The 26,052-nt window shown below is 71.8% G+C and carries 30 protein-coding genes; 15 read left to right on the plus strand and 15 right to left on the minus strand.

The genetic code is table 11. The annotated features are described in order from the left end of the window. Positions 1-25 precede the first annotated feature (25 nt). Entirely contained in the window at positions 26-694 is a 669-nt protein-coding gene (locus ASG73_RS03095) for an NUDIX hydrolase (protein WP_055990555.1), read from the minus strand. Between the two features lie 96 nt (positions 695-790). Here ASG73_RS03095 and ASG73_RS03100 point away from each other — a divergent pair, with 96 nt between their 5' ends. From ASG73_RS03100 to ASG73_RS03115, 4 genes are read left to right on the plus strand one after another with little or no spacing between them, the layout of a single operon-like run. Continuing rightward, on the plus strand, positions 791-1,813 hold the full coding sequence (locus ASG73_RS03100) for an SPFH domain-containing protein (RefSeq protein WP_055990558.1): 1,023 nt from the start codon (positions 791-793) through the stop codon (positions 1,811-1,813). 3 nt (positions 1,814-1,816) lie between these two features. Continuing rightward, entirely contained in the window at positions 1,817-2,743 is a 927-nt protein-coding gene (locus ASG73_RS03105; protein ID WP_055990561.1) for a hypothetical protein, read from the plus strand. Then, positions 2,740-3,183, plus strand: coding sequence for a hypothetical protein (locus ASG73_RS03110; RefSeq protein ID WP_055990564.1), 444 nt, complete (start codon positions 2,740-2,742; stop codon positions 3,181-3,183). Before ASG73_RS03105 ends, ASG73_RS03110 begins: the two co-directional genes overlap by 4 nt. 28 nt (positions 3,184-3,211) lie before the next feature. Further along, on the plus strand, positions 3,212-3,571 hold the full coding sequence (locus tag ASG73_RS03115; protein WP_055990567.1) for a VOC family protein: 360 nt from the start codon (positions 3,212-3,214) through the stop codon (positions 3,569-3,571). Positions 3,572-3,574: 3 nt separating this feature from the next. On the opposite strand, the gene hrpB is transcribed toward ASG73_RS03115, so the two are convergent. The 5 genes from hrpB to ASG73_RS03140 are packed head-to-tail and all read right to left on the minus strand — an operon-like array spanning position 3,575 to position 9,377. After that, the gene (gene hrpB / locus ASG73_RS03120) at positions 3,575-6,085 is read right to left on the minus strand and encodes an ATP-dependent helicase HrpB (protein WP_055990570.1); all 2,511 of its coding nucleotides are present in this window, start codon (positions 6,083-6,085) and stop codon (positions 3,575-3,577) included. Then, complete coding sequence (locus ASG73_RS03125; protein ID WP_082566947.1) at positions 6,085-6,633, minus strand: GNAT family N-acetyltransferase; 549 nt, start codon at positions 6,631-6,633, stop codon at positions 6,085-6,087. Before ASG73_RS03125 ends, hrpB begins: the two co-directional genes overlap by 1 nt. A 35-nt stretch (positions 6,634-6,668) precedes the next feature. Further along, the gene (locus ASG73_RS03130; RefSeq protein WP_055990573.1) at positions 6,669-8,003 is read right to left on the minus strand and encodes a threonine/serine ThrE exporter family protein; all 1,335 of its coding nucleotides are present in this window, start codon (positions 8,001-8,003) and stop codon (positions 6,669-6,671) included. 46 nt (positions 8,004-8,049) lie between these two features. Then, positions 8,050-8,598, minus strand: a complete 549-nt coding sequence (locus ASG73_RS03135) for a DUF1697 domain-containing protein (protein WP_055990577.1) — start codon at positions 8,596-8,598, stop codon at positions 8,050-8,052. After that, entirely contained in the window at positions 8,595-9,377 is a 783-nt protein-coding gene (locus tag ASG73_RS03140) for an SDR family NAD(P)-dependent oxidoreductase (protein ID WP_055991416.1), read from the minus strand. Before ASG73_RS03140 ends, ASG73_RS03135 begins: the two co-directional genes overlap by 4 nt. 76 nt (positions 9,378-9,453) lie before the next feature. On the opposite strand from ASG73_RS03140, the gene ASG73_RS03145 reads away from it, so the two are divergent. From ASG73_RS03145 to ASG73_RS03160, 4 genes are read left to right on the plus strand one after another with little or no spacing between them, the layout of a single operon-like run. Further along, positions 9,454-9,675 carry a hypothetical protein gene (locus tag ASG73_RS03145; protein ID WP_055990580.1) on the plus strand — a complete coding sequence of 74 codons (222 nt, stop codon included), beginning with the start codon at positions 9,454-9,456 and terminating at the stop codon, positions 9,673-9,675. Next, positions 9,672-10,664, plus strand: a complete 993-nt coding sequence (locus ASG73_RS03150; protein WP_055990582.1) for an iron-containing redox enzyme family protein — start codon at positions 9,672-9,674, stop codon at positions 10,662-10,664. Before ASG73_RS03145 ends, ASG73_RS03150 begins: the two co-directional genes overlap by 4 nt. Continuing rightward, positions 10,661-10,870 carry a CDGSH iron-sulfur domain-containing protein gene (locus tag ASG73_RS03155; RefSeq protein WP_055990585.1) on the plus strand — a complete coding sequence of 70 codons (210 nt, stop codon included), beginning with the start codon at positions 10,661-10,663 and terminating at the stop codon, positions 10,868-10,870. The genes ASG73_RS03150 and ASG73_RS03155 overlap by 4 nt, the downstream gene beginning before the upstream one ends. Beyond that, on the plus strand, positions 10,870-11,514 hold the full coding sequence (locus ASG73_RS03160; RefSeq protein ID WP_055990588.1) for an RsmD family RNA methyltransferase: 645 nt from the start codon (positions 10,870-10,872) through the stop codon (positions 11,512-11,514). Before ASG73_RS03155 ends, ASG73_RS03160 begins: the two co-directional genes overlap by 1 nt. Here the strand turns inward: ASG73_RS03160 and ASG73_RS03165 are convergent. From ASG73_RS03165 to ASG73_RS03190, 7 genes are all read right to left on the minus strand, one after another. Next, a complete protein-coding gene (locus tag ASG73_RS03165; RefSeq protein WP_055990590.1) occupies positions 11,486-12,016 on the minus strand; it encodes a GNAT family N-acetyltransferase in 531 nt (176 codons plus the stop codon). The genes ASG73_RS03160 and ASG73_RS03165 overlap by 29 nt on opposite strands. 86 nt (positions 12,017-12,102) lie before the next feature. After that, complete coding sequence (locus tag ASG73_RS03170; protein WP_055990593.1) at positions 12,103-12,510, minus strand: potassium channel family protein; 408 nt, start codon at positions 12,508-12,510, stop codon at positions 12,103-12,105. Continuing rightward, complete coding sequence (locus ASG73_RS03175) at positions 12,503-13,852, minus strand: TrkH family potassium uptake protein (RefSeq protein ID WP_235499340.1); 1,350 nt, start codon at positions 13,850-13,852, stop codon at positions 12,503-12,505. The genes ASG73_RS03170 and ASG73_RS03175 overlap by 8 nt, the downstream gene beginning before the upstream one ends. A gap of 97 nt (positions 13,853-13,949) precedes the next feature. Continuing rightward, positions 13,950-14,540: a mismatch-specific DNA-glycosylase gene (locus ASG73_RS03180; RefSeq protein ID WP_055990599.1), complete on the minus strand. Its 591-nt coding sequence runs from the start codon at positions 14,538-14,540 to the stop codon at positions 13,950-13,952. A 39-nt stretch (positions 14,541-14,579) separates the two neighbouring features. Continuing rightward, positions 14,580-15,521: a cation diffusion facilitator family transporter gene (locus ASG73_RS03185; RefSeq protein WP_055990602.1), complete on the minus strand. Its 942-nt coding sequence runs from the start codon at positions 15,519-15,521 to the stop codon at positions 14,580-14,582. Between the two features lie 47 nt (positions 15,522-15,568). Continuing rightward, positions 15,569-15,715, minus strand: a complete 147-nt coding sequence (locus ASG73_RS17755) for a heavy-metal-associated domain-containing protein (protein WP_156466108.1) — start codon at positions 15,713-15,715, stop codon at positions 15,569-15,571. A gap of 14 nt (positions 15,716-15,729) precedes the next feature. Further along, positions 15,730-17,265, minus strand: a complete 1,536-nt coding sequence (locus tag ASG73_RS03190) for a glycerol-3-phosphate dehydrogenase/oxidase (protein WP_156466109.1) — start codon at positions 17,263-17,265, stop codon at positions 15,730-15,732. Between the two features lie 79 nt (positions 17,266-17,344). On the opposite strand from ASG73_RS03190, the gene ASG73_RS03195 reads away from it, so the two are divergent. Both ASG73_RS03195 and ASG73_RS03200 read left to right on the plus strand, forming a co-directional pair. Beyond that, entirely contained in the window at positions 17,345-19,012 is a 1,668-nt protein-coding gene (locus tag ASG73_RS03195) for an FAD-binding oxidoreductase (protein ID WP_235499341.1), read from the plus strand. Then, entirely contained in the window at positions 19,009-19,884 is an 876-nt protein-coding gene (locus ASG73_RS03200) for a diacylglycerol/lipid kinase family protein (RefSeq protein WP_055990607.1), read from the plus strand. Before ASG73_RS03195 ends, ASG73_RS03200 begins: the two co-directional genes overlap by 4 nt. 106 nt (positions 19,885-19,990) lie before the next feature. On the opposite strand, the gene ASG73_RS03205 is transcribed toward ASG73_RS03200, so the two are convergent. Together ASG73_RS03205 and ASG73_RS03210 are read right to left on the minus strand one after the other, a co-directional pair. Next, positions 19,991-20,272: a type II toxin-antitoxin system RelE family toxin gene (locus ASG73_RS03205; RefSeq protein WP_055990609.1), complete on the minus strand. Its 282-nt coding sequence runs from the start codon at positions 20,270-20,272 to the stop codon at positions 19,991-19,993. Next, a complete protein-coding gene (locus ASG73_RS03210) occupies positions 20,269-20,535 on the minus strand; it encodes a type II toxin-antitoxin system Phd/YefM family antitoxin (protein WP_055990611.1) in 267 nt (88 codons plus the stop codon). The genes ASG73_RS03205 and ASG73_RS03210 overlap by 4 nt, the downstream gene beginning before the upstream one ends. Positions 20,536-20,785: 250 nt before the next feature. Between ASG73_RS03210 and ASG73_RS03215 the strand changes: the two genes are divergently transcribed. The 5 genes from ASG73_RS03215 (at position 20,786) to ASG73_RS03235 (ending at position 26,029) form a co-directional block, all read left to right on the plus strand. Further along, positions 20,786-21,493: a spermidine synthase gene (locus ASG73_RS03215; RefSeq protein ID WP_055991421.1), complete on the plus strand. Its 708-nt coding sequence runs from the start codon at positions 20,786-20,788 to the stop codon at positions 21,491-21,493. 425 nt (positions 21,494-21,918) lie between these two features. Continuing rightward, positions 21,919-23,811 carry a molecular chaperone DnaK gene (gene dnaK / locus ASG73_RS03220; protein WP_055990614.1) on the plus strand — a complete coding sequence of 631 codons (1,893 nt, stop codon included), beginning with the start codon at positions 21,919-21,921 and terminating at the stop codon, positions 23,809-23,811. Beyond that, complete coding sequence (locus tag ASG73_RS03225; RefSeq protein ID WP_055990617.1) at positions 23,808-24,473, plus strand: nucleotide exchange factor GrpE; 666 nt, start codon at positions 23,808-23,810, stop codon at positions 24,471-24,473. Before dnaK ends, ASG73_RS03225 begins: the two co-directional genes overlap by 4 nt. A 27-nt stretch (positions 24,474-24,500) precedes the next feature. After that, positions 24,501-25,526 carry a DnaJ C-terminal domain-containing protein gene (locus tag ASG73_RS03230; protein WP_055990620.1) on the plus strand — a complete coding sequence of 342 codons (1,026 nt, stop codon included), beginning with the start codon at positions 24,501-24,503 and terminating at the stop codon, positions 25,524-25,526. Between the two features lie 47 nt (positions 25,527-25,573). Next, positions 25,574-26,029, plus strand: coding sequence for a heat shock protein transcriptional repressor HspR (locus tag ASG73_RS03235; protein WP_055990623.1), 456 nt, complete (start codon positions 25,574-25,576; stop codon positions 26,027-26,029). Positions 26,030-26,052: the final 23 nt, after the last annotated feature.

The raw sequence follows: 26,052 nt of genomic DNA on the forward strand, positions 1-26,052 counted from the left end.
CTCGGTCGCGGCAGCACGGGCCTGCTCAGCGCGTGAGCGGCGGGTTGAGCTGCTCGACCGGTCCGCGCCGGTAGAGCTTGGCCGGTCGTCCCGGCTCCGCGCTCGAGGCGCCCCCGGTCTCCTCGAGAAAACCGGGCGTCTTGGTCACCTTGCGGTGGAAGTTGCGGGGGTCCAGCCGTTCGCCCCACACCGCCTCGTAGACCTCCCGCAGCTGGCTGACGGTGAACTCCGGCGGGCAGAAGGCTGCGCCCAGCGAGCTGTACTCGAGCTTGGCCCGCGCGCGCTCGACCCCGTCGCGCAGGATCTCGTCGTGGTCGAAGGCCAGGCCCAGGTCGAGTGCGCCCGCCACGGGCCACCACTGCGCCTCGGCAGCGTCGGTGCCTGCGGCCGGTGTCGGAGCATCCGGCGTCAGCGCGAGGTGCGCCACCGTCACCGTCCGGCCCCGCGGGTCGCGGTCGGGCGCGCCATAGGTCGCCAGCTGCTCGAGGTGGATGTCGGTCAGCCCGGTCTCCTCCCGCAGCTCCCGGTCGGCCGCCGCGCGCAGGTCCTCGTCCGGGAGCACGTAACCACCCGGCAGCGCCCAGTCGCCGACGAAGGGGGGAACCCCCCTTCGCACGAGCAGGACGCACAGCTCGCCGGAGCGGACCGTGAGGATCGCCAGGTCCACGGTGACGGCCATGAGTGGTGCGGTCATGGGAGCAGCCTAACCGCCTTTATCGTCAAGTTGACGTTTAGGTCTCGTCGGAGTTATCGTCAACATGACGCAAACAACCCAAGGAGGCGCGTCACCATGGCAACCATCACCAGCTACCCCTTCGTCACCCACCTGCGGACCCCGGCCACGAGCTATGTCCAGCACCTCGCGCACGGCACCCTCAAGCACGAGGGGGTCGGCAGCTCCTTCTGGTTCCGCCGGCTGCCCGCGGTGCTCAGCGAGGTGCCGGTCGACGACCGCGAGCAGGCCGTCCTCGTCAAGGTCCGCGCGAGCGACCTGCAGGAGGTCAACGTGCCGGGTGTCGTCACCTACCGCATCGCCCAGCCGGCGACGGCCGCGGCCCGAGTGGACTTCGGGATCGACGCGAAGGGGGGAGCCTGGCTCGGCCGTCCCCTCGAGGTCGTGGGCGCCACGGTCCACGGGGCAGCGGCCGACGCGATCACCGCAGGACTGACCGGCCGGCCCCTGGCGCAGATCCTCATGAGCGACCCGGCAGACCTGGCCGGGCGGGTCATCCGGCGCCTCACCGCCGACCCTCGCCTGGCCGACCTCGGCATCGCCGTCGTCGCCGTCCGCTTCGACGTGCTGCGGGCCGACCCGGACGTCGAGCGCGCGCTGCAGCTCCCCTCGCGGGAGCAGATCCAGCAGGAGGCCGACAAGGCGACCTTCGAGCGCCGGGCCGTCGCCGTCGAGCGCGAGGCCGCGATCGGGGAGAACGAGCTGACCAACCAGATCGACCTGGCCCGCCGCGAGGAGGAGCTCATCGCGCAGCGGGGTGCCAACCGGGTGCGCGAGGCGCAGGACGCGGCAGCCGCCGACCGGGTCAAGGTCACGGCGGAGGGCGAGCGCACCGTCTCGCTCGCGAGGGCGAGCGCCGAGGCGACCGAGGCCATCGGTGTCGCTGAGGCGCAGGCCGAGCGGGCCCGTCTGGCCGCCCAGTCGGAGGTGTCGCCGGAGGTGCTCATGGCGCTGGCACTCCGCGAGCTCGCGGGCAACCTGCCCGACATCGACCAGCTCGTCCTGACGCCCGACGTCGTGAGCAGCGTGCTGGGTCGCCTGGCCGTCGGTCAGGCTCCGGCCGCGACCCAGGAGGTCTGAGCGATGGCCGCCCCACGGGTCGTCGTCGCCCACCGGGCGAGCGAGTACGACGAGCTGCTCGCCCGGCACGGCACCCGCGGTCAGGTCGGCTTCGTCCTCGGCACCCGGGGGCGCGCGATCGAGGAGGTCGACGCCGGCCACGAGGCGCTGGTCGCGGCGCTGGCGACCGTGGCGGCGGCGATCCCCGCCGACTGGCGCCGGGCGGCGGTGGAGCGGGCCGAGCTGGCGCGCTTCGTCTTCGAGCCGGGCGACATCGTCGTCGCCGTGGGATCCGATGGCCTGGTCGCCAACCTCGCGAAGTACCTGCGCGGTCAGCCGGTCATCGGGGTCGACCCGCGCGAAGGGGTGAACGCCGGAGTTCTCGTGACCCACTCCGCGGCGGCCGTGGCGGGACTCCTGCCGGCCGTGGCGAAGGCGTCGTCCAGAGGTGCGACGGAGGAGCCTCGAAGGGGAGTGGCCCGCACCCTCGAGCGCACCATGGTCGAGGCGATGGCCGACGACGGGCAGCGGCTGCTCGCACTCAACGAGGTCTTCGTCGGGCAGGCCGGGCACCAGTCGGCGCGCTACTCGCTGCAGGTCGGTGGTCGGGGAGAGCGGCAGTCCTCGTCGGGCGTGATCGTCGGGACCGGTACGGGGTCGACAGGTTGGTGCGCCTCGCTGCAACGCGTCCAGGCGCCGGACCTCCCGCTGCCCGAGCCGACCTCGGCCCGGTTGTCGTGGTTCGTCCGTGAGCCCTGGCCCTCGCCGAGCACAGGCGCCGACCTCGTCGCCGGAACGCTGGCCGAGGGGGAGGAGCTCGTCGTCGACGTCGAGTCGGAGGGCCTGGTCGTCTTCGGTGACGGCATGGAGGCGGACCGGCTGACCTTGGGCTGGGGACAACGGGTCGTCGTGCGCCGGGCACCCGAGGTGCTGCGTACCGTGGTCGCGTGAGCGAATTCGTGGTGCAGATGGAAACCGAGCTGGAGCCCCAGGTCGCGTGGGCGCGGTTGTGGGATCTCGACCAGCACACGGCCGTCATCCCGCTGACGACCGTCACGCTCGACGCGCCTGCTCTCGCCCTCGCTGCGGGCGCCGGGTTCACCGGCCGCACGGCACTCGGCCCCGTCGGCTTCGACGACACGATGCGGGTCGTGGTCTGGGAGCCGCCCACCACGGGCGAGGGCCGGGCCGTCGTGGCCAAGTCGGGGGCCCTCATCGGCGGTCGGATCGAGGTGATCGTGGTCCCCTTCATCGGAGGTGGTGCTCAGATCACCTGGCGCCAGGACGTGCAGCTGCCGTGGCTCCCTTCGCGCCTGTCGCGGCTGGAGGGCGCCGCCGCCCGGCTTGCCGCGCCTGGATATCGCCGGGTGCTGCGGACCTTGCTGGACTGACCCATGGCGCGGTGGGAGGGTCGTGGGCATGGGAGCGACACTGCGGATCGAGATCTTCCCGGCTGACATCGAGGCCTCGCTGGAGTTCTACGCGGCGCTGGGCTTCGAGGTGGTCGGACGCAAGGAGGACCCGCCGTATGCCTCGATCGCCAGGGACGACGTGCGCATCGGCATGGTGCAGTCACCGGTCCAGCAGCCTGCTCAGCGGGCGGTGCCGATCGGGACCGAGATCGTCCTCGCGGTCGACGACGTGCGGGCGGAGCGTGACCGGGTCGTGGCAGCCGGGGCCACGCTCGCCGAGGACCTGCGGGACCGCGAGTGGGGTCTGACCGACTTCCGCGTGCACGACCCCGACGGGTACTACCTGCGGATCACCGACCGGCGCTGAGCATCAGGACCGCCGCTTGGTCCGCGCCGTCGCCGGAGCGGTCCAGGGGTCCTCGGGCCACGGGTGCCGCGGATAGCGACCACGCATCTCGGCGCGGACCTGCGTGTAGGGGCCTGACCAGAAGGAGGCGAGGTCGTCGGTCACCGCCAACGGCCGTCGCGCAGGGGAGAGCAGGTGAAACAGGACGGGGACCCGGCCGTCGACGAGCCGAGGTGTCGCGGCCAGCCCGAAGCACTCCTGCAGCTTGACCGCGAGCACCGGTGCGGCAGAAGGCTCGTCGTGCGGTGGCCAGGTGATCGTGATGCGTGACCCGCTGGGGACGGGCAGCCGCTCGGGGGCCAGCTCGTCGAGCCGGGTCGCCGCGGGCCACGGCAGCAGGCGGCGAAGGGGGTCGGCCAGGTCGATCCGCCCGATCTGCGTCCCGGTGGCGATGCGCTGCAGCTCCGGGCCGAGCCACTCGTCGAGGCGTGGGGCCAGTGCGTCGTCGGAGACATCGGGCCACGGGGCGCCGAGGTGGTGGTGCAGGACGGCCAGGCGGCGACGCAGGGCATCAGCAGCGGGGGACCAGCTGAGCAGCCCCAGACCCTGGGTCTGCAGCGCTCGGCGCACGGCTTCGGCCCCGCTCGCCGCGGTGGCGCGCACCGGTGTCGAGCTCAGCTCGATGGCACCGATCGCATCGACCTCACGGGCGGTGACCCTCCCTTCGCCAAGGTCCGCGCGGACCTCACGCACCCGCAGCCCGGCACCGGCGGTCTCTGCCTCGTCGCGGGTGAGGCCCGCCGCCAGCCGGATGACCGCGCCGGTCCCGGCCGCCACTCGTCCGTCAGCGCGGGCGACGTCGGCGACGACGATCCACTCGTGGCGGCGCACGGGGCTGCCCGCGGGCAGTGCGGCGCGGGTGCCGGACGCGAGGAGATAGGTGGGTCCGTCGCCGACGCGGTGGGCGATGCGTCCGGGGTGGGCGAGGGCAGCGACCAGCCCGGTGCCATCGCCTCGTCCCTGCATTGCCCTAGGGGAATGCAGACCAGCGGTCACCAAGCGCGTCAGCCGGTCGACCTCTCGTCGCCAGCGGCCGGACTCGCGGGCCCGGCCGGAGCGCAGGTCGGCGACGAGCCGGGTGAGGTCCCCGTCCTCGCTGCGGACGTCGTCGGCGAGAGTCGCGACGACCTCCGCGGCGGAGCGGACCCCGACGAGGTGGGCGCCGTCGAGCAGCGCCCGGGCGAGACGGGGGTCGGCCGGGACGCGGGCCGCGGCCTCTCCGGCAGGGGTGATCCGACCGGTGTCGTCGACCAGCCCGAGCCCGCGCAGCCCGGCCTCGGCCGCGGCGATCGCGGCCGTCGGTGGAGGGGTGAGCAGCGGCAGACCGTCGCCGCGGGGTGAGCCCCACGCCGCGAGGGTCAGCGCGGTCTCGGTGAGGTCCGCGGTGGTGATCTGGGGTGTGACGTGCTCGGGAGCCCGCGACCAGGCGGACTCCTCGATGAGCCGCACCGCGCGCCCGGGCCCCAGTCGGGCAGCGCGCCCGGCGCGCTGGGTCATCGAGGCGCGGGAGGCCTGGACGGTGACCAGGCCCGACATGTCGCGGGCGGCGTCTCGACGCGGCTCGCGCGAGAGCGCCGCGTCGATGACGAGCCGCACCCCGGGCACGGTGAGCGAGGACTCGGCGAGGTCGGTCGAGACGATGATTCGTGACGAATCACGCTCGCGCGCCCCGGTGGCGCGGTCCTGGTCTCGCGGGGCCAGTCGCCCGTGGAGGGGGAGGACCTCGGCGCGCGGCACCAGCCCGCGCAGCTGGTCGGCCACCCGGTCGACCTCCCTGGCCCCGGGGACGAAGACGAGGGTGTCGCCCCCTTCGTCATGGTGGTGGGCGGTGGTCCTGGCGACGTGGTCGAGGAACTCGCGCGTGACACCCCTCGCGTCGGTCCGGGGCGTCGCGGCTGGCTGCCAGGTGATCGCGAGCGGGTGCAGCGCGCCTTCGCTGTCGACGACGGGGGCATCGTCGAGCACGCGGGCGATGCCGGGGGCGTCGAGGGTCGCGGACATGGCGACGAGTGGCAGGTCGCGCAGCTGACGGACCTCGGCCAGCATGCCGAGCAGCAGGTCGGTGTCGAGGGCGCGCTCGTGGACCTCGTCGAGGACGACTGCGGCAGTCCCGCTCAGCCCGGGGTCGGAGAGGAGGCGCCGCACGAGCACTCCGGGGGTGACGAACTCGATCCGTGTGCCGCGCTGCACGTGCCGCTCCCCGCGGACGGTGTAGCCGACCAGCTCCCCGAGCGGCGTGCCGGTCAGGTGGGCCAGACGGCGGGCGGCCGAGCGCACGGCGACCCGTCGTGGTCCGGTGACGACGACCCGGCCCGTGACCTGGGTCGCGACGAGCGGTGGCGCGAGGGTGGTCTTGCCCGACCCGGGCGGTGCTTGGACGACCGCGACACCACGCGCGGCGATCGCCTCGCGCAGCTCGGGCAAGGCTTCGGCGAAGGGGAGGCCCTCACCGATCGCGGTCAGGTCGAAGTCCATCACCGCTCCAGCACGAAGAGCCGTGTCGTCGTGTCGTAGTAGCGGTCGGTGCTCCCGTGGTCCGCCATGCCCAGCCGGGTGGCCACCCGTTGCGAAGGGAGGTTGTCCGGGTGGGTCACGGCGACGATGCGTGGCAGATCGGCGGCGTGCTCCAGGACCCGCCGTGCTGCCTCCGTGGCGACCCCACGACCCCAGACGTCGGGGTGGAGGTGCCAACCGATCTCGATGTCCGGGCTCTGGAGTGCCAGCGCGAGATCCGTCGAGCGGGCATCGGCGGCCAGCGGGGACCCACTGATCGGGATGGGTTTGAGGAGCAGCGTGCCGACGAGACGCTCCTCGAGGTCGATGGCCCAGATGCCCATCGGCTCGGGGAAGGGGAGGCGGCGACGCGGGATGGAGTTGGCGGCCTCGGCCGGGTCGGTCATCGGCCGTCCGTCCCCGATCCAGCGCTGCACCTCCTTGCGGGAGTGCAGGTCGAAGAGGGCTGCGGCGTCGTCGTCGCGATAGGTCCGCAGGGTCAGGCGACCGGTGGTCAACGTGGTGGGCACGGGGCTCCCTTCGTTGTGGGTGTGTGCAGGCCGGGTCACTCGGTGGGTGGCTCGGGGGGCTCGTGACTTCGGGCTGCGCGCATCGGCCGGCGGGCGAGCTGTCTGACGAAGGCGCGTCGAGCGGGGCTCAGGCGCGTGACGACGGACCGCAACGGGTGGGCCAGCCCCGCACCGACGAGCACACCGAGCGCGATGGACGCGACGATGACGAGCACCTCCGCGACGGCGATCACTCCGGCGGTGGGCGACGACTCGATCTGGGCGACCGAGACCAGGCCGAGCGCTCCGGGCACGAGCAGCCAGAAGCTCGGCAGGAAGGCGACGACTCGCGGCACCTGGGGCCGCACGAACTCCACGAGGGTCGCGGTGAGGCTGGCGGCGCACGCACCGAGGAAGGCGCCGACCCAGGCCCCCTGACCCGTGAGGTTGCCGAGCGACTGCGCGATGAAGGTTGCGACCACCGTGATGAGGAGCGCCGGCACGAGCGAGGGCGGGACCGACTCCAGCAGGGAGATGCCGACCGCGATGATGACGAGCCCGATCAGGGGAGCCCACCAGCCGAGAGCATCGGGTCGTTCTCCGTCGATGAGCGACAGCGGGACGCCGAGGACGGCCACTGCGGCGCCCACCCCGAGCGTGGCGAGCAGCATCTGGGTGCCGCCGAAGGCCAGCCGGCCGGTGCCCGCCATCATCGCCCCCGCCGACAGCTCGGTGAGCCCGGTGACGATGAGCGAGCCGGGCAGCAGGACCGCGATGGGTGGGACGAGGGTCCACAGCGGGGCGTCGATGAGCCCCTGATCCGCGAGCGCGAAGGCGGCGACGGACGAGGCAAAGGCGGCGAGGAAGGGCAGCAGCGGCCCGACGAGCAGGGTGCGGCCGCTGAGCGCCATCAGCCCGGCGACGACCTGGCTGATGACGGCGGCGAAGGCGATCGACGACCAGGTGGGGGCGAGGACGAGCGCGATGCCGGTCGCGACGAGGAAGGTGCCGAGAGGCAGTCCGTAGGCGGGGTAGCGGTGCGGGTGCTGGCGCAGGACCGAGAGCCGCTGGAGGGCCTCGGCGGCAGGGAGGGTGCCTGCGGTCAGGGCAGCGTGCACGGCGGTGACCTCGGCGAGCTGGTCGAGGCGCACCCCACCGTCGACGGACTCGAAGGTGCTCGCCTCACCGCTGGAGAGAGTGACCCACATGCCGGTCGGGGAGGCGGCGACCTCGATGCTGTCGTGGCCGAGAGCGGCAGCGGCCTCGCGCACGTCCTCCTCGACCTCGTGCACCGGCATCCCGCCGGCGAGCAGCCCGGACCCGAGCCAGGCGAGCAGGCGGCGGGTCTGCTGGGGTTCGGTCAGCTGGGGTGGGGGCGGGGACGTCGGCACGCCGATGATCCTCCCACCCGGGGTCCGACCGTTCGTCCGCATTGCCCTAGGGCAATGCGAGTTTGGTGGCGATCCGCTGGACCGTCAGCCAGGTGCGGGTGGTGATGTCCTTGCCGTGGGTGCGCTCGAGCCAGCGCATGAAGTCCGGGGTCTTGCCCGGTTCGCTGTTGTCGATGACCGCGAGGAAGGCTCGGGCCGGCTCGTCGAAGCGCACCAGGCGCATCCGCGGGTCGGGGTCGGTGGGCAGGTCGGCCGGTGGCCCGGCGCCGTCCTTGAGGAAGGTCGCGACGAGGTAGCTGCCGCGGCCGTGCGTCAGCCCGGGGAAGGGGTCGCTGTCGATGAGTGCCTGCAGCTCGCCGAGCTCACGGATGATCGTGCCGCCACCGATGCCGAGGCCGGCGACCAGAGCCTCCTGGATGGTCCGCTCGAGATGCGGCACATCGGTCTGCTCGCTGCGGAAGAGGATGTTGCCGCTCGCGAGGACCGACTCCACCCGCTCGTGCCCGAGACCCTCGATCACCCCGCGCAGCTGGACATTGCTGTTGTTGGGCAGCGCCGGAGCGATCCCACGCAGGAGCGCGACGTAGCGGTTCACGGCCGCAGGTGGGACGCGCCGTTGAGGTCGAGCGTCGCCCCGGACGCCCAGACCGCCTCGGGGGAGGCGAGCCACAGCACCGCCGAGGCCACCTCCTCGGGACGACCGACCCGGCCGAAGGGGGAGCCCCCCCGGATCTCGTCGCCGGCAGGGGAGCTGAGGCGATCGGCAACCCGCTCGGTCTCGATGAAGCCGGGAGCGACGGTCGCCACCGCTATGTCGTGCGGCGCCAGCGCCACCGCGAGCGAGGCGTCCATCGCGTGCAGCGCGGCCTTGGACGCCGCGTAGGCGGGGAACTCCGGCTCGCCCTTGTGCACCCCACGGGTGCCGATGCTGATCACCCGGCCGGGTAGCCCGAGCTCCACGAGTCGGGTCGTCATCGCGTGCGTGACGATCGCCGTGCCGAGGGTGTTGATCCGCAGGTAGGTCTCCCAGTGGCGTCGCCACGTCGCGGGGTCCGTGCTCGCCGGGGGGTGGGCGAGGTCGGCGGCGGTGGCCACGCCCGCGTTGTTGACGAGCACGGTCACGGGCTCGCCGAGCGCCTCCTCTGCGTCCGACGGCAACCGCGCTGCCTGGTCCGCGTCGCCGAGGTCGGCGACGACGAGGACGTGACCGGTCCCCGGGAGGGAGGCGAGGGTCTCCCTCCCTTCGTCCACGCCGGAGTGCACGTGGAGCGCGACGCGGTCGCCCTGCTCGGCGAAGGCGTGCGCCACGGCCCGGCCGATGCCGCGGGCAGCGCCGGTGACGAGGACGGATCGGGGAGCGGGTGGAGAGGTCATCGCCACAGTCTGCTCGCTCGGGATTGCCAGCGGGCCGTGCGGGTAGTAGGACGACCCCGAGCGATAGGAGTTGGTCATGCGCGACCGGACAGAGGAACCCGACGAGGGCGGGCAGGTCTCGGAGACGAACAACCTGCGTGACAGTGACGTGGACGCCGACCTCCAGCAGGGCGAGGGCACCCCACCGGGCGAGGACGCACAGCAGGAGGACCAGAGCGTGGCCGAGGCCAGGATCTCGCCCGAGGAGGGCGACGTCGAGGAGTCCGTCGAGCACAGCCTCGGCGAGGACACGCAGTGAGCGCACCCCTGCCCGCCGCTCGCGGGCCGGTCAGCGAGCTCGCGCTGGGACTCCTCCTCGGCGACGAGCCGAGACCCTTGCCGCTCCTGCCGGCCGGCATCGACGTGCTGCGGGATGACGACGTCCAGCTGGCGCTCTGGCTGCTGCTCGAGCTGCACCACCGCGGTCTTCAGGGGGTCGACCCCGACCTCGAGTGGGACCCGGAGGTCATCCGGCTGCGCCGGGACCTCGAGGAGGTGCACCTGGCAGCCGTCCACGAGCTGGTCCGGGACCGGCTCGCGCTCGTGGACCCCGACGACGACCTGTCCGCACAGATCGCCACCCTGCTCGCGCAGGACGATGGTCCGTCGGTTGCCGACTTCCTGGCGCGTCGGGCCGACGCGGAGCAGTTCCGGGACTTCCTGCGACAGCGCAGCATCTACCACCTCAAGGAGTCCGATCCTCACGCCTTCGTCGTGCCGCGTCTCGACGGGCCGGCGAAGGTCGCCCTCGCCGAGCTGCAGTACGACGAGTTCGGTGCCGGACGTCCGGCCGGGCTGCACTCGCTGCTCTTCGCGCAGGCCCTTCAGGCCTGCGGTCTCGACCCGGCCTACGGCGCCCACCTCGACGAGGCCCGGGCAAGCACCCTCGCGGTCAACACGACGATGTCGATCTTCGGACTGCACCGTCGCTGGCGCGGTGCGGCCATGGGGCATCTCGCCGCCTTCGAGTCGACGAGCTCGCTGCCGTGCCGCCGCATCGCGACGGGCTCGCGTCGCCTCGGCCTTCCTGACGCGCTCGCCGCCTACTACGAGGAGCACGTCGAGGCCGACGCGGTCCACGAGCAGCTGGCCGTCCGCAACATCTGCATGCCCATGGTGGCCGCCGAGCCCGAGCTGCGTGAGGACGTCCTGCTGGGCGTGGCCGCATGCCTCGCGCTCGACGCGCTCGCCGGCCGCGAGCAGCTGGAGCTGTGGCACGCCGGCGTGACCCAGGAGGTCCCGGCATGAGTCGCGCGACCCCCGCCCAGGTGTCCGTGGAGCGGTGCCCTGGCGGCCCGATCCTCGTCCGTGGCGCCGACGTGGTCCGCGACGCCGGCGGGACCGAGCACGAGGTCACCCGCCCCGTCGTGGCCGTCTGCGCCTGCGGCATGAGCGGGCGGGCCCCGTGGTGCGACGGCACCCACAAGGTCGTCGCGGCGAAGGGAGCGGGCTGATGGCGCGTTCCGACTTCACCTTCGCGGACCTGCACCTCGTCACCGACGACCGTCTCCTGGCGCCCCGGGCATGGACGCAGCTGCAGTCCGCGTGGGCCGCCGACCTGCTCTCTCAGGTGCCGGAGGGCCCCGTGCTCGAGCTGTGCGCGGGGGCGGGGCACATCGGGCTGGCTGCCCTGCGCCAGAGCGAGCGTCGGCTGGTCGCCGTCGACCGCGAGCCGGTGGCCGCGGACACGATCTGCGAGAACGCCGAGCGGGTCGGCATGGCGTCTCGCGTCGAGGTCCGGTGCGGGGAGCTCTCGCAGGTGGTGGAGCCGGGCGAGTGCTTCGCCCTGGTCATCGCCGACCCGCCGTGGGTGCCGACGTCACGCATCGGTCGGTTCCCCGAGGACCCGCGCGGCGCGATCGACGGCGGGGACGACGGGCTCGCCGTCGCCCAGCAGTGCGTCGCCGTCATCGCCGAGCACCTCCTGCCGTGGGGTGCCGCGCTGCTGCAGCTCGGCACGCGCGACCAGGTGGGCGCCCTGGACCTGCCGGCCGGCCTCGTCGTGGTCGAGGTGCGGGAGTACCCGCGTGGCGTGCTGGCGCGACTGGTGCCTGCCGGTGGTGACCAGGTCAGCTGCGCGGCAGGACCATCGCGATGACATCGGGGGAGTCGGCGTGCAGCCAGCTGGGGCGGGTCGCCCCCACCTCGAGCCAGCCGGTGCGCCGGTAGAGGCCGACCGCCCCGCCGGTCGGGATGACGTCGAGGCACGGTGCGAGATCGCGGACCGCGAGGTCGTCGAGGGCGGCGCGCATGAGGGCGCCGCCGACCCCCCGGCCGCGCACGTGCGTCGCGGTGAAGTACACCCCGATCTCCCCGAGCCGCTCCGCCGGCAGGTCGTGACCGGCCGCCCACAGTCGAGCCAGCTCCGGCTCGCCACTCACCGCGGGGTCGAGCACCGGCAGGGTCGCGATGTGCCCGACCGGCTCGCCGTCGAGCTCGGCCGTCCACGTGGCGAGGGCCCCGGCGCGCGCGACGAAGTCCTCCGGCGCCATGGGGAGCGGGTCGCGGTGCGGGTACCCGGACGCGGGCTGCTGCTCGACGAGGGCCCGGCCCAGGGCCGGCAGGTCGGCGTCGAGACGGGGGCGGATGGTCAGGCTCACCGGTGCATCATCGCCGACGGCGGGTTCGCTCGGCGGAGGTGACTGCCAGAGGTTTGCCTCGCGACCTCGTCAGGGACCGGGCGGGGTCAGCGGCGCAGCACCTCGGCGGCCATCGACAGACCGGCCTCGCGCTCGGGCTGGATGATCCGGGCGACGCCCAGCCGGGTGAGCGCCTCGACGTGCTGGCGGGAGCCCGCCTTGGCCCACACCTCGCGCACCTCCAGCTCGGCGAGGGCGGTCGCGATCATCAGGGAGGGGGCGACGCTCGTCATGCCGAGCACGACCAGCGTGTCGGTGCGGATGTCGAGCTGGCGCAGGGTCTCCTCGTCGTGGGCCTCGGCGATCACGAGGTGCTCGATGTCCGCGGCGAGCGAGTTCACCACGGCCTCGTCGACGTCGACGCCGAGGACGCGTTGCCCCTCCTCGACCAGACGCAGGGCGAGGGTCGAGCCGAACCGGCCCAGCCCGATGACGGCGACGTCGTACCTAGCCAACGAGGATCCTCTCTTCTGGGACCTCGTAACGTCGAGGCCGGTGGCGCAACGCCAGGGCGGCGCCCAGCGTGATCGGCCCGATGCGGCCGAGGAACATCATGACGATGAGGATGAGCTGCCCCGGCGCGGGGATGTCCGCGGTGATGCCCGTGGACATGCCGACGGTGGCGAAGGCCGAGATCACCTCGAAGAGGACGACGTCGAGGCGGAAGGGGGTGAGCACCATGAGTGCGCCCGTGGCGGTGACGACCATCCCCGTCGCCAGCAGCGCCACGGTGAGTGCCTGGCGCATGTTGCTGGGGGAGAGGCGGCGGTTGAGGACCCTGACGGTGGGCTCGCCGCGCAGCTCGGCCCAGATGACGAACCCGAGGATGGCGAAGGTCGCGACCTTGACGCCACCGGCCGTGCCCGCGCTGCCGCCACCGATGAACATCAGTCCGTCGAGGAGCAGCAGGCTCTCCTGGTGGACCGCGCCGAGGTCGACGCTGTTGAAGCCGGCAGTGCGGGCGACGACCGACTGGAAGGCGGCCGCCAAGACCTTGCCTCCGGTGCCCATCGGCCCGAGGGTGGCCTCGTTGTCCCACTCGGCGGCGGCGAAGAGCACCGTGCCGAAGACCCACAGGACGATCGAGCCCCAGATGGTGATCGTCGCGTGGACCGTCCACCGGCCGTAAGGGCGGCGCCAGTGCCGCAGCATCTCCCACCAGACGGGGAACCCGAGGCCGCCGACCATCACCGACAGCATGAGCGGCACGCACATCCACGGGTCCTGCGCCCACTGGACGGCACTGTCGGGGAGCAGTCCGAAGCCGGCGTTGTTGAAGGCTGAGATCGCGTGGAAGATGCCGGAGTACACGGCCGTGCCCCAGTCTGCGTGGTAGGCGATGCGCAGGCGCAGGATGAGGACGAGGGCCATGGCGACCTCGACGGCGAGGGTGAAGCGCACGACACCGAGGAGCACCTGGCCCGGGGTGCGGTCGGCGATGGAGCGTGCCTCCGCGCCCGTCAGCACGTCGGCCGAGGCGGTGAGCCGGCGCCCGACGAGCATGACGAGGAGCGTCGCGACCGACATGATCCCCAGCCCACCGACCTGGATCAGCCCGAGGATGACCAGCTCGCCGAAGGTCGACCAGTGGCCACCCGTGTCGACGGTGACCAGTCCGGTGACGCAGGTGGCCGAGGTGGCGGTGAAGAGCGCGGTGAGCAGCCCGGTGGCTTCGCGCGACTGCGCGGCGAAGGGGGTCATCAGCAGGAGGGTTCCGACCATGATCGTCGCCGCGAAACCCAGCATGACCGTCCGGGACGGGTTCGCCACGAGACGGTTGAGGAGATGCGTGCTCACGCGTTCCTGACCCACGAGGGAGGACGGTACTCCGGTCCGGGCCCCGCAGGCGTGCCTCCGCCACGGGGGCCACACGCACACCCTGGCGCTCGGGTGGTCAGTTGATGAGGCCAGCTGCTCGGGCGGGCTCGGCATAGGACCGGGCGAGGGTCTCCACGGTCTCGTGGGCGTTGAGCCCGCTTGGGTTGGGCACCACCCACAGCCGCGCGCCCTCGAAGCCTTCGTCCTGCTCGCCGACCCGGGCGCCGCGCACGCCGAAGGCGCTGCGGTAGGCGGTGATCCCGGCGACGGCCACCACCACCGGTCGGGCTGCCCGCACAGTGGCTCGCAGGCGCTCGCCGCCCTCGCGCAGCTCGGCAGCCGTCAGCTCGTCGGCCCGGGCCGACGCTCGTCGCACGATGTTGGTGATGCCGATGCCGCGGGCACGCAGGTGGGTTCGGTCCTCGTCGGTCATGCCCGCGGACGGGCTGATCGGGCGCTCCAGGATCCCGGCGAGGGCGAGCGCGGGGTAGAAGCGGTTGCCCGGGTGCGCGAAGTGCGTGCCGGTGGCGGCGGTCCACAGGCCGGGGTTGATCCCGACGAAGAGCAGTCGCAGGGCCTGCTCGGGGGCGGGGAGCAGGTCCGGCACCTCGGCGTCCCTGAAGCTCTCGAGCTCCGCGCGGGTGAAGCTGCGTCCGGTGTTGGCCATGCCCTCAGGGTAGGACTGGGCCGACCCTCGCCATCGGGCTCAGTCGTGCGTCGTGCCGGCGGGCTCGGTGCGGCTGACCGACGGCGGCTCGATCTGGAAGGTCGAGTGGTGGATCGCGATGTCGAAGTGCTCGGCGACACACGTGCGCACCTGGTGCAGGACCTCGGCGGCGTGCCCGTCGACGAAGCACTCCTCGTCGACGACGACGTGCGCGGTGATGGTGGGCAGGCCGGTCGCCACGGTAGAGGCGTGCAGGTCGTGGACCGCGCGCACGTGCTCGAGCGCGAGGATGTGGTCGCGCACCTCGTCGAGGTCCAGCCCCGCCGGCGCGAACTCCATGAGCACGCTGGAGGTCTCGCGCAGCAGTCTGATCGCGCGCGGCACGATGAGCGCCGCGATGAAGAGACCAGCGATGGCGTCGGCCTGCAGGAAGCCCGTGGTCGAGATGACGATCGCCGCGATGATCACGCCGAGCGAGCCGAGGGCGTCGTTGACGACCTCGAGGAAGGCCGCGCGCATGTTGAAGTTGGCCGACCGTCCCGATGCCAGGACCGCGATGGCGATGACATTGGCGACGAGGCCGATGACGCCGAAGACGAGCAGCTCACCGGCCGGCACCGCCGGGGGTGCGACGAGCCGCCGGATCCCTTCGATGGCCGCGTAGGCGCCGACGACCAGCAGGAGGGTGGCCTGGGCGAGGGCGGCGATGACCTCGATCCGCCGATATCCCCAGGTCCGCGTGGACGAAGGGGGGCGCAGCATCAGCGTTCCGGCGACCAGGGCCACCAGGAGGCCGGACGCATCGGTCAGTGCGTGGGCGGTGTCGGTGAGCAGCGCGAGGCTGCCGGTCTGCCAGGCGCCGACCGCCTGGGCGACGACGATGATCGCCGTGATCGCGAAGGCGATCGCGAGCCTGCGTCTGAAGTCACCGGGACGGCCCTCGTCGCCCGAGGGTGGTCCGTGCTGGTGGCCTGAACCCATGGGGCCATCCTCCCCCTTCGTCGATGGGGCGGTCAGTCGGTCGTGGCTCAGGCCCTCGACGCCTGGTACCCGGCGTCGGTGACGGCGGTGAGGACCGCTGCGTCGTCGATGCCGTCGCCGGTGACGATCAGGGTGCCCGCCTCGCAGTGCCCGCAGGTCATGCCGCTCACCCGGTACTCGTTCGTCGTGCTCACGGTGGATCCTCCCGTCAGGGGGCGACGAGCGCCAGCGCCCGCTCGGCGGCCGGCGTCGCCGCGGCGACGTCCGCCTCGACGAAGCTCGTCCGGGTACGGCGCTCGAGCAGGTCCTCGACGGTGAGGGCGCCCTCGTGGGCGACCGCGTACGCGAGCTCGACACCGAGGGTCGCGCAGCCCGGCGCGACCGGCTCGGCCAGCGTCGGGTCCTGGTCGGCGAGGGCCATGACCTGGGGGGCGAAGGTGCCGTACCGGCGCACGAGGCGCGGCGGTGCGTCGACCTTGCGCAGGATCTTGGCCGGGGCAGCACCGAGGAGGGGAAGGGTGGTGGTCCGGCACGCGGCGACGTCACCGTCGACTCGCCGGGCGATCGCGTCGATGGCGTCCTCCGCCATCCGGCGGTACTCGGTGAGCTTGCCGCCCGTGATCGTGATCGGTGCGCCGGGCTCGTCGATGAGGAGGTGGTCGCGCGATGCGTCGGCGCTGGACCCCCCTTCGCCCTTGCCTGCCATCGTCACGAGGGGACGCAGCCCGGCGAAGCGGCCGACCACGTCAGCCGACGTGAGCGGCTGTGCCAGGACACCGCTCATCGTCTCGAGGAGGAAGGTCTCGTCCTCGAGGGGCACCGACGGCGCCGTGCCGTCGACGCCCGGGGCCGGCTCGTCGGTCAGACCCAGCAGGACGAGGTCCCCACTGATCGGGATGGTGAAGATGAAGCGGCCGAAGTGGCCCGGCACGGGCGCGCTCAGCTGGGCCTTGGGGAACCCGAGGCGCTCGGCGCGCAGGACGAGGTGCGACCCGCGCGAAGGGGTGACCGTGATCTTGGGCTCGTGCTCGCCGCCCCAGACGCCGGTGGCGAGCAGGACGTTGCCGCGAGCCTCGAGGCTCTGGCCGGTCAGCGTGTCGGTGAGCCGCACCCGATCGCCGCTGAGCGGGTCGGCCTCGCAGTAGGTGACGATGTCGGCGCCGTAGGCCGCCGCGGTGCGGGCGAGGGTCGCGACGAGTCGGGCGTCGTCCTCGACCTGCCCGTCGGAGTACATGATCCCCCGCACGCCCTGGCGGGCGCCGGGGACGAGCTCGTGGACCGCGCGGGCGGAGACACGGCGGGGCGTGGGCAGGATGCTGCTCGGTGTGCCAGCGGCCCGACGCAGCCCGTCGGCCATGAAGATCCCGGTGTTGCCAGCGACCGACTCGATCACGCTGGTGTCCGGGACGATGTTGCGCAGCGGCCGCACGAGGTGCGGGGCGATCCGGGTGATCAGGTGGTGGCGCTCGACCGCGGAGCGGTAGGCGATGGGGAAGTCGGCCTTGGCGAGGTAGCGCAGTCCGCCGTGGATGAGCTTGCTGCTCCAGCGGCTGGTGCCCGAGGCGAGGTCGTGACGCTCGACGAGCGCCGTGCGCAGACCCCGGGACGCGGCATCGAGGGCGGCCCCCGCGCCGGTGACGCCACCACCCACGACGATGACGTCGTACTCCTCGGTGGCGAGGCGCTCGAGGGCCGCCTGGCGCTGGGTGCGGTTGAGGCTGGCGGAGGGCGCGCTGATGCTCATGGGTGGGGTCCTCGACATGGTGGGAATCACTGGTACTCGGGGGTCACAAAGAGGCTACCCCGCAGGCATGATGTCCCTCATGGCTGATCTCACCGAACTCCCTCGCCGTTCCGTCTGGCACGGCTGGGGCGACCCCACTCACGTCAAGCCGCTGCCGACGGGCGGGTGGCCGCTGCTGAAGTTCCTCGGCGGCATCGAGCCGGCCGCCCAGGACACCCCGCCCGTGGCCCTCGAGGACGTGCGTCTGCCCGATGTCCGCCTGTCCGAGGCGGCTCGGGAGGCCCTCGTCGCCGTCGTGGGAGAGTCCCACTACTCGACCGAGCGGCTCGACCGTGTCGAGCATGCGGGTGGCAAGAGCTACCCCGACCTGTACCGCCTGCGCAGCGGTGACGGATCTCACGCCCCTGACGCCGTCGTCTTCCCCGGGACGTCGAAGGAGATCTCCGACCTGCTCGCCGCCTGCGTCGAGCACGAGATCGCCGTCGTCCCCTTCGGTGGTGGCACGAGCGTCGTCGGTGGCGTCGACCCGGTCCGCGGCCGCTTCGCCGCAGTGATCAGCCTCGACCTGCGGCGGCTCAACGCCGTCACGAGCGTCGACCCGGTCGCCCAGACCGCCGTCGTCCAGGCCGGTGCCCGCGGGCCCGAGGCCGAGGCGGTCTTCCAGCGTCACGGCCTGACCCTGGGTCACTTCCCGCAGAGCTATCAGCAGGCCACGATCGGTGGCTACCTGGTGACGCGCAGCGCCGGCCAGGCCTCGTCGGGCTACGGGCGGTTCGAGGAGAACGTCGTCTCGGTGACCATGGCCACCCCGACCGGTGAGCTCGTCCTCGGCGGCCGTGCCCCGGCCAACGAGACGGCCGCCGGCCCCAAGCTCCTCGACGTCGTCATCGGCAGCGAGGGCCTGCTCGGTGTCGTCACCGAGGCCACGGTCCAGCTCTTCCGTCGCCCGGAGGTCGAGCACCAGGAGACCTGGGCGCTGCGCGACACCGTCACCGGCTTCGCCGCCTTCCGCGACCTGGCCCAGGAGCTCGGCCACGGGATCATGCCGGACGTCTCCCGCCTGTCCGACGACCACGAGACGACCACCGTCATGGCCCAGGCCGGGCTGCTCGGAGTCACCGGCATGGGTGTCCTGCGGGCCCGCGGGTGGAAGGCCCCGGCGCTGGCCGTCTTCCAGTTCGAGGACGGTGACAAGGAGACGCTGAGGTTCCGCCGCAAGAGGCTGGCCAAGGTGCTCAAGCGTCACGGTGCGGCGAAGATGACCGACTCGATCGCCCGGCACTGGATGAGCCACCGCTTCCGCGGGCCCTACCAGCGCGACCACCTCATGGACCACGGCGTCTTCGTCGAGACCGTCGAGACCGCGACGACCTGGGACAACCTCGAGCACCTCTACACCTCGGTGCAGTCGGCGATCAGAGAAGCGATCGGCAAGGGCTGGGTGCAGTGCCACGTCTCGCACCTCGAGGACGGTGGCGCCTCGCTCTACTACACCTTCATGGCGACGGGCGAGAGTGATCCCCTCGCCCAGTGGGCGCGGGTCAAGACCGCGGCCAGCCAAGCGATGATCGATGCCGGCGGCACGATCACCCACCACCACGCGGTCGGCACCGACCACCGCCCGTGGATCGACGAGGAGATCGGCGACGGCGGGATCCGCATCCTGCGCGCGATCAAGGCCGAGCTCGACCCGACCGGTGTCCTCAACCCAGGCAAGCTCATCCCAGAAGAAGGTGGCGCGCAATGACTGCACGTGAAGCCCTGATCGTCGCGAACCCGGCCGCACGCAACGGCGAGGCCAAGGCCATGGTCCCGGTCGCCGCGGACATCCTGCGCTCGCACGGCTGGTCCGTCGAGATCGTGATCACGACGTCCGCCGAGCACGCCGCCGAGGTCGCGGCCGCCGGCCGGCCCGACGGCCCGCTCCTCGTCGCGCTGGGTGGCGACGGCCTCGTGGCCCGCGTCGCCGAGGGCGCCATCCGCTCCGGTGCGCTCGTCGCGCCACTGCCGGGGGGCCGCGGCTGCGACTTCATCCGGGCCATCGGCGGCTCCCTCGACCTGCAGGAGGCGGCGTCCAACCTCCCCTTCGCCACGGAGCGGTTGGTGGACGTCGGGTTCGCGGGGGAGACCCCCTTCCTCGGTGTGGCGACGGTCGGCTACGACTCGCGGGCGAATGACCACGCCAACGAGGCGCCTGCCTGGCTGCCTGCCTCGCTCGTGTACGCCTACGGAGGCATGCGGGCCCTCGCGGAGACCCGCTCGACGGCCATCACGATGACGACCGACGGCGTGGCGCGGACCTTCGACGGCTGGAGCGTCGCGATCGGCAACTCCGGTCGTTACGGCGCCGGCATGATCGTCAACCCCGACGCCGAGCTCGACGACGGCGAGCTCGACATCACGACCGTCGAGGGCCTGCCCCGCTGGAAGTACCCGATGCTGCTGCCGCGCTACTTCAAGGGCACGCACATCGACGGCGAGGACATCCGCGCCGCCCGGGGCAAGGAGATCGAGATCTCCGCGCCCACCGGCTACCGCGTCTACGCCGACGGCGACATCGTCGGTGAGACGCCGATGACCTTCACGGTCAAGCCCGGGGCGCTGCGCATCCTCGTGTAGTCCGCTGCTGGGCGAAGGGGGTGACCGGGCAGATCTGCCGGGTCACCCCCTTCGCTCTGCGCGTGATCTCGGTGGCCGGTGACGACACGGTCCAGTCTCCTGCGGATCAGCGTTGCCGGTAGGCGTCGCGACGGTGGTCGACGCGAAGGACGACGACCTCGCGACGGCTCTCATTGATGCGGTAGAGCACGCGATAGGTGCCGCGCCGGGCGGAGTGGATGCCAGACAGGTCGCCTCGTAGTTGTTTGCCGACCCGGTGAGGATTGTCGATCAGCGCGCCGGTGACGAACTCGATGACGGCCGCGGCGACGTTCTCCGACAGCTCGGCCTGGATGCTGCGGACCGCGGGAGGGGTGAGGACCAGCTCGTAGCCGGGGGCCGAGCTCACGAGCGCAGCGCACGCACGGCGTCAACGCCACGGATCACGTCGTCTGCGGCGTAGGCCGCGTCCGCCTCGCGGATGTCGGCCAGAGCTCGCGGGTCACCGAGGACAGCCACGGTTTCTTCGAGGCTCGCCAGGTCGTCCGGACTGATGATGACGGCAGCTGCGTGACCGTTGCGGGTGACCGTCACGCGTGCGTGCTCACGCTCCACGCGATCGATCACCTCGCTGAAGTGGTTGCGGACGTCTCGGAGCGGCTCGATGCTCATGTACACAATTGTGGCGCGAACAAGGGGTGTTGGCAACCCCTGGTGGAACTGACCTGTGGATACCGCACCCTGCATGGGTGACCGGCAGGTCCTCCTGCCGGCAGACACGCCGGACCTGTTGTGCCACAACGACCTTGCTCCGCGGAATCTGATCGTCGACGGCCACGGCGCTCGTACGAGAGTGAGGGTCGCTGCCCTGGGTGCCCAAGCGCGTCGTGTCCGGCCGCCCGACGGCAGGCAGACTGTGGCGATGCGACGATTCGAAGAGCTCGCCTGGAGCGAGACCCCGCGGGGTGAGATCAGCCTGCGCCGCCGGATCGAGCCGACGCTCAAGGTGGACGTCTACGAGGTCAAGCTCGGCGACGAGTTCCTCATGTCGAGCCTGTTCACCGTGGCCGAGATCGAGCTGGCCCGGCTCGGCCTGGCGCAGGCGAAGGGGGAGTCCCTCGACGTCGTCGTCGGCGGCCTCGGGCTCGGGTGCACTGCCCGGGCAGCGCTCGAGGACCCGCGGGTCAGCTCCCTGGTCGTCGTCGATGCGATGCCCGAGGTCATCGACTGGCACGAGCGCGAGCTGCTGCCGGACGCCGCTGCGCTCGTCCGGGATCCGCGCACCCGGCTGCTCCTGGCCAACTTCTTCGAGCTCGCCGCGTCCGACGCCGGCTTCGACGTGGAGGAGCCGGGGCGGACCTTCGACGCGGTGCTGCTCGACATCGACCACACGCCGCACCACCTGCTGCACCCGGACCACGCCCCCTTCTACACGGCCGAGGGGCTGCGCCGGCTGAAGGGGCACCTGCGCACCGACGGGGTCTTCGCCCTGTGGTCCGACGACCCGCCGGACGCTCCCTTCGTGCAGCTGCTCGAGGAGGTCTTCGGCCGGGTGGACGCCCACGTGGTGACCTTTGCGAACTTCCTCACCGGCGGGGAGTCGAGCAACACCGTCTACGTCGCGCGCTGAGGGTGGTCTGCGGTCCTGCCCGACGACCTTCGGCGAAGGGGATGAGTCTGGTCGCGGCCGAGCCCAGAGTCGGCGGTGTGCCGTCGTACTGCAGTTCACGGGAGCGAGGAGAGGCCACCCCCGAAGATCCGGGGGTCGCCTCCGGGTGTGCGTCCGAACTGCAGTACGACACGCGGTCAGTCGTGGCGAGCGAGCGCGCGGGGTGGCTCGTCGGGCCCCGGCCACGGGTTCGTGAGTCCCATCCGGCCACCGTCTCACTGGGGTGCACGCTGCGGGGAATGAACCCCCTTCGCCCGTAGTTGAGCCCTGTGTACTCAACTTTTGAGACGTGGATTTGCGCAACTGCAGATCGCCTCCTAAGTTGAGCAACAACAACTCAACTCCGTCGGGGTGACCACCTCGACACCCGATCAAAGGAGCGCCCCATGGCTCGTGCCGTTGGCATCGACCTCGGAACCACCAACTCTGCCGTCGCCGTCCTCGAGGGTGGCGAGCCCACGATCATCGCGAACGCCGAGGGCGGTCGCACGACCCCGTCCGTCGTCGCCTTCACCAAGGGCGGCGAGGTCCTCGTCGGTGAGGTCGCCAAGCGGCAGGCCGTCACCAACGCCGACCGCACCCTCCGGTCCGTCAAGCGCCACATCGGCACCGACTGGACCACCGACGACATCGACGGCAAGAAGTACACCTCGCAGGAGATCAGCGCGCGCACGCTGCAGAAGCTCAAGCGCGACGCCGAGTCCTACCTCGGTGAGGACGTGACCGACGCGGTCATCACCGTCCCCGCCTACTTCGACGACGCCGAGCGCCAGGCCACCAAGGAGGCCGGCGAGATCGCGGGCCTCAACGTCCTGCGCATCGTCAACGAGCCCACCGCCGCCGCCCTGGCCTACGGACTGGACAAGGGCAAGGAGGACGAGCTCATCCTCGTCTTCGACCTCGGTGGCGGTACCTTCGACGTCTCCCTGCTCGAGGTCGGCAAGGACCCCGAGGACGGCTTCTCCACCATCCAGGTGCGCGCGACCTCCGGTGACAACGCCCTCGGTGGCGACGACTGGGACGAGCGCGTGGTCAACCACCTGCTGACCCAGGTCAAGAACAACACCGGCGTCGACCTGTCCAACGACAAGATCGCGATGCAGCGTCTGCGCGACGCGGCGGAGCAGGCGAAGAAGGAGCTGTCCTCCAGCTCGAACACGTCGATCAACCTGCAGTACCTGTCCATGGGCGAGAACGGCCCCATCCACCTCGACGAGTCGCTCTCCCGCGCCAACTTCGAGCAGATGACCAAGGACCTGCTCGACCGGACCAAGGCTCCCTTCGAGAATGTCATCAAGGACGCGGGCGTGGACCTCGCCGACATCGACCACGTGGTCCTCGTCGGTGGCTCCACCCGCATGCCGGCCGTCAGCGAGCTGGTCACCAAGCTCACCGGTGGCAAGGCTCCCAACAAGGGCGTCAACCCGGACGAGGTCGTCGCGCTCGGCGCGGCCCTGCAGGCCGGCGTCCTCAAGGGCGAGCGCAAGGACGTCCTGCTCATCGACGTCACGCCGCTCTCGCTCGGCATCGAGACCAAGGGTGGGCTCTTCACCAAGCTCATCGAGCGCAACACGGCCATCCCGACCAAGCGCTCCGAGGTCTTCTCCACCGCTGAGGACAACCAGCCGTCCGTGCTGATCCAGGTCTTCCAGGGTGAGCGCGAGATCGCGCAGCAGAACAAGAACCTCGGCACCTTCGAGCTGTCCGGCATCGCGCCGGCGCCGCGTGGCGTCCCGCAGGTCGAGGTCACCTTCGACATCGACGCCAACGGCATCGTCCACGTCACCGCCAAGGACCGTGGCACCGGCGTCGAGCAGAAGATCACCATCTCGGGCGGCTCCGCGCTGTCCAAGGAGGAGATCGAGCGGATGGTCAAGGAGGCCGAGGCGCACGCCGACGAGGACAAGGTCCGCCGTGAGGAGACCGAGGCCCGCAACAACGGCGAGAACCTCGTCTACTCCACCGAGAAGTTCCTCGGCGAGTCCGGTGACAAGCTGACCGACGAGCAGCGCAAGCCCGTCGACGACGCGCTCACCGACCTCAAGGAGTCGCTCAAGCCCGAGTCCGGCGCGAGCGTCGAGGACATCACCAAGAAGGTCGACACCCTCAACGAGGAGTCGCAGAAGATGGGCGCTGCCCTCTACGCGGCGACCGCTGAGCAGGGCGAAGGTGCTGGCGACACCGCCGGCGAGCAGCCCGCCGACCAGGGCACGACCGAGGGCGACGACGACATCGTCGACGCCGAGGTCGTGGACGACGCCGACGAGGAGAAGAAGTGACCGACCCCAACCAGCCGATCGACCCTGAGGTGGGCGCGGATGCCGCGCAGCCCGTGGGCGAGGAGCAGGTCGTCGACGCCGAGGTGGTCTCGGGCGAGCAGCCCGAGGCCACCCCGGCCGGGGACGAAGGCGCTGCCCTGAGGGGCGACGAAGGAGCCTCGAAGGGGGGCGACGCCCCCGTCGTCGAGGCCGCCGCTGACACGGAGGTCCACCCCGACACGGCCCGCGCCGACCAGCTCCACGACGACTACCTGCGCCTGCAGGCCGAGTACGTCAACTACAAGCGGCGCGTCGACCGGGACCTCCCGGTGCACAAGACGCGTGCCGCCCAAGAGGTGCTCGAGACCCTGCTGCCGGTGCTCGACGAGATCCAGCTCGCCGAGCAGCACGGTGACCTGCCTGAGGGCAGTCCCTTCCGCGCGATCGCCGACAAGCTCGAGCAGTCTCTCGGCAAGCACGGCCTGGAGCGGGTGGGCGTCAAGGGTGAGGTCTTCGACCCCAACGTCCACGAGGCGCTCATGCACGCACCGTGGGACGCGGAGGACGCTGAGCTCCCGAGCGACGCGACGGCCACCACGGTCGTCACGGTGCTGCAGCCCGGCTACCGCGCAGGCGAGCGCGTCCTGCGCGCCGCCCGCGTCGCAGTCGCCGACCCGCAGTAACCGCAAGAGAATCTGAGAGGAGGAGACATGGCCAGTCAGGACTGGTTGGACAAGGACTTCTACGCCGTGCTCGGCGTCAGCAAGGACGCCGACGAGGGTGAGATCAAGAAGGCCTACCGCAAGCTCGCCAAGCAGTACCACCCCGACCGCAACGAAGGGGATGACGCTGCCGAGCGGAAGTTCAAGGACGTCGGTGAGGCGCAGGCCGTGCTCTCCGACCCCGAGCAGCGTCGTGAGTACGACGCGATCCGCTCGATGGCCGGCGGCGGTGCACGCTTCACCGCCGGCGGTCAGGGCGGGGGCGCGGGCTTCGAGGACATCTTCTCTGCCTTCGGCGGGGGAGGAGGCGGCTCCCGGATGCGTTACAGCTCCGGCGGCGGCTCCCCCTTCGCCGGGGGTGGGGGCGGTGAACCCGACCTCGAGGACATCATGTCGATGTTCAGCGGGGGTGGCGGTGCTTCCGGCTTCGGCGGTCAGGGTGCGGGCTTCCGCGCGCCGCGTGGCCCGGTCAAGGGCCAGGACCTCACGGCTCGCACCGAGCTGTCCTTCCGCGACGCGGTCGAGGGGCGCACCATCTCGCTGAGCGTCAACGGCGAGAAGGTCAACGCCAAGATCCCCGCCGGGGTCAAGGACGGGCAGAAGATCCGTCTGCGCGGCAAGGGTGCTCACGGTGACCGTGGCGCCGACCGCGGCGACCTGATCCTCACCGTGTCCGTCGGCAAGCACCCTGTCTACGGGCGTGACGGGTCCAACCTGACGATCGACCTGCCGGTGACCTTCGCCGAGGCGGCGCTCGGCGCCACGGTGGCCGTGCCGACCCTCGACGGTTCGCAGGTCAAGGTGCGCATCGCCCCGGGCACCCCGAGTGGTCGCGTCCTGCGGCTCAAGGGTCGCGGCATCGCGACCAAGGCGGCCACCGGCGACCTGCTCGCCAAGGTGCAGATCATCGTGCCGACCGAGCTCAGCGAGGCCGAGCGTGAGGCCGTCGAGGTGCTGCGTGATGCGCGCCCCGACGACCCGCGGGCGGAGCTGGCCTCCGGCGCGACCGCCTGAGGCCGCGGCAGACTCGATGACACCGATGGCGAAGGGAGGCGGGCACGATGGCACGGATCTCTGGACTGAGCGGTGACGACCAGACGCCCGTCTTCGTCATCTCCGTCGCGGCCGACCTCGCCGGGATGCACGCGCAGACCCTGCGGCAGTACGACCGCATTGGACTGGTCATCCCATCGCGCACCCGAGGTGGCGGCCGACGCTACAGCGCCGCCGACGTCACCCGGTTGCGCGAGGTGCAGCGCCTCTCCCAGGAGGAGGGTGTCTCGCTCGGCGCGATCCAACGGATCTTCGACCTCGAGATGCAGGTCGAGGCACTGCGCGCCCGCGTGGCCGAGCTGGACGACGAGCTCGACACCGCGCGCGAGGCACTCGGTCAGGGACGGCGATTCTTCGCGGTCGGGTCCCAGGGCGACATCGTCGCGCTGCGCCACGGTCAGCGCCCCCGCCCCCGCACCGGCGGGCAGGCGCTCGTGGTGTGGGAGCCGCGCGCTCGCCGTTGACGCCCCTCGCTCTGTCAAGCGTG

The sequence above is a fragment of the Janibacter sp. Soil728 genome (genome assembly GCF_001428305.1).
Taxonomy (GTDB): domain Bacteria; phylum Actinomycetota; class Actinomycetes; order Actinomycetales; family Dermatophilaceae; genus Janibacter.

What these genes read in the sequence shown, in the direction of transcription:
- ASG73_RS03095 (WP_055990555.1), bottom strand. Translation starts at nt 694, where the DNA reads ATGACCGCACCACTCATGGCCGTCACCGTGGACCTGGCGATCCTCACG.
- ASG73_RS03100 (WP_055990558.1), top strand. Translation starts at nt 791, where the DNA reads ATGGCAACCATCACCAGCTACCCCTTCGTCACCCACCTGCGGACCCCG.
- ASG73_RS03105 (WP_055990561.1), top strand. Translation starts at nt 1,817, where the DNA reads ATGGCCGCCCCACGGGTCGTCGTCGCCCACCGGGCGAGCGAGTACGAC.
- ASG73_RS03115 (WP_055990567.1), top strand. Translation starts at nt 3,212, where the DNA reads ATGGGAGCGACACTGCGGATCGAGATCTTCCCGGCTGACATCGAGGCC.
- hrpB (WP_055990570.1), bottom strand. Translation starts at nt 6,085, where the DNA reads ATGGACTTCGACCTGACCGCGATCGGTGAGGGCCTCCCCTTCGCCGAA.
- ASG73_RS03140 (WP_055991416.1), bottom strand. Translation starts at nt 9,377, where the DNA reads ATGACCTCTCCACCCGCTCCCCGATCCGTCCTCGTCACCGGCGCTGCC.
- ASG73_RS03145 (WP_055990580.1), top strand. Translation starts at nt 9,454, where the DNA reads ATGCGCGACCGGACAGAGGAACCCGACGAGGGCGGGCAGGTCTCGGAG.
- ASG73_RS03155 (WP_055990585.1), top strand. Translation starts at nt 10,661, where the DNA reads ATGAGTCGCGCGACCCCCGCCCAGGTGTCCGTGGAGCGGTGCCCTGGC.
- ASG73_RS03160 (WP_055990588.1), top strand. Translation starts at nt 10,870, where the DNA reads ATGGCGCGTTCCGACTTCACCTTCGCGGACCTGCACCTCGTCACCGAC.
- ASG73_RS03180 (WP_055990599.1), bottom strand. Translation starts at nt 14,540, where the DNA reads ATGGCCAACACCGGACGCAGCTTCACCCGCGCGGAGCTCGAGAGCTTC.
- ASG73_RS03185 (WP_055990602.1), bottom strand. Translation starts at nt 15,521, where the DNA reads ATGGGTTCAGGCCACCAGCACGGACCACCCTCGGGCGACGAGGGCCGT.
- ASG73_RS03190 (WP_156466109.1), bottom strand. Translation starts at nt 17,265, where the DNA reads ATGAGCATCAGCGCGCCCTCCGCCAGCCTCAACCGCACCCAGCGCCAG.
- ASG73_RS03195 (WP_235499341.1), top strand. Translation starts at nt 17,345, where the DNA reads ATGGCTGATCTCACCGAACTCCCTCGCCGTTCCGTCTGGCACGGCTGG.
- ASG73_RS03200 (WP_055990607.1), top strand. Translation starts at nt 19,009, where the DNA reads ATGACTGCACGTGAAGCCCTGATCGTCGCGAACCCGGCCGCACGCAAC.
- ASG73_RS03210 (WP_055990611.1), bottom strand. Translation starts at nt 20,535, where the DNA reads ATGAGCATCGAGCCGCTCCGAGACGTCCGCAACCACTTCAGCGAGGTG.
- ASG73_RS03215 (WP_055991421.1), top strand. Translation starts at nt 20,786, where the DNA reads ATGCGACGATTCGAAGAGCTCGCCTGGAGCGAGACCCCGCGGGGTGAG.
- dnaK (WP_055990614.1), top strand. Translation starts at nt 21,919, where the DNA reads ATGGCTCGTGCCGTTGGCATCGACCTCGGAACCACCAACTCTGCCGTC.
- ASG73_RS03230 (WP_055990620.1), top strand. Translation starts at nt 24,501, where the DNA reads ATGGCCAGTCAGGACTGGTTGGACAAGGACTTCTACGCCGTGCTCGGC.
- ASG73_RS03235 (WP_055990623.1), top strand. Translation starts at nt 25,574, where the DNA reads ATGGCACGGATCTCTGGACTGAGCGGTGACGACCAGACGCCCGTCTTC.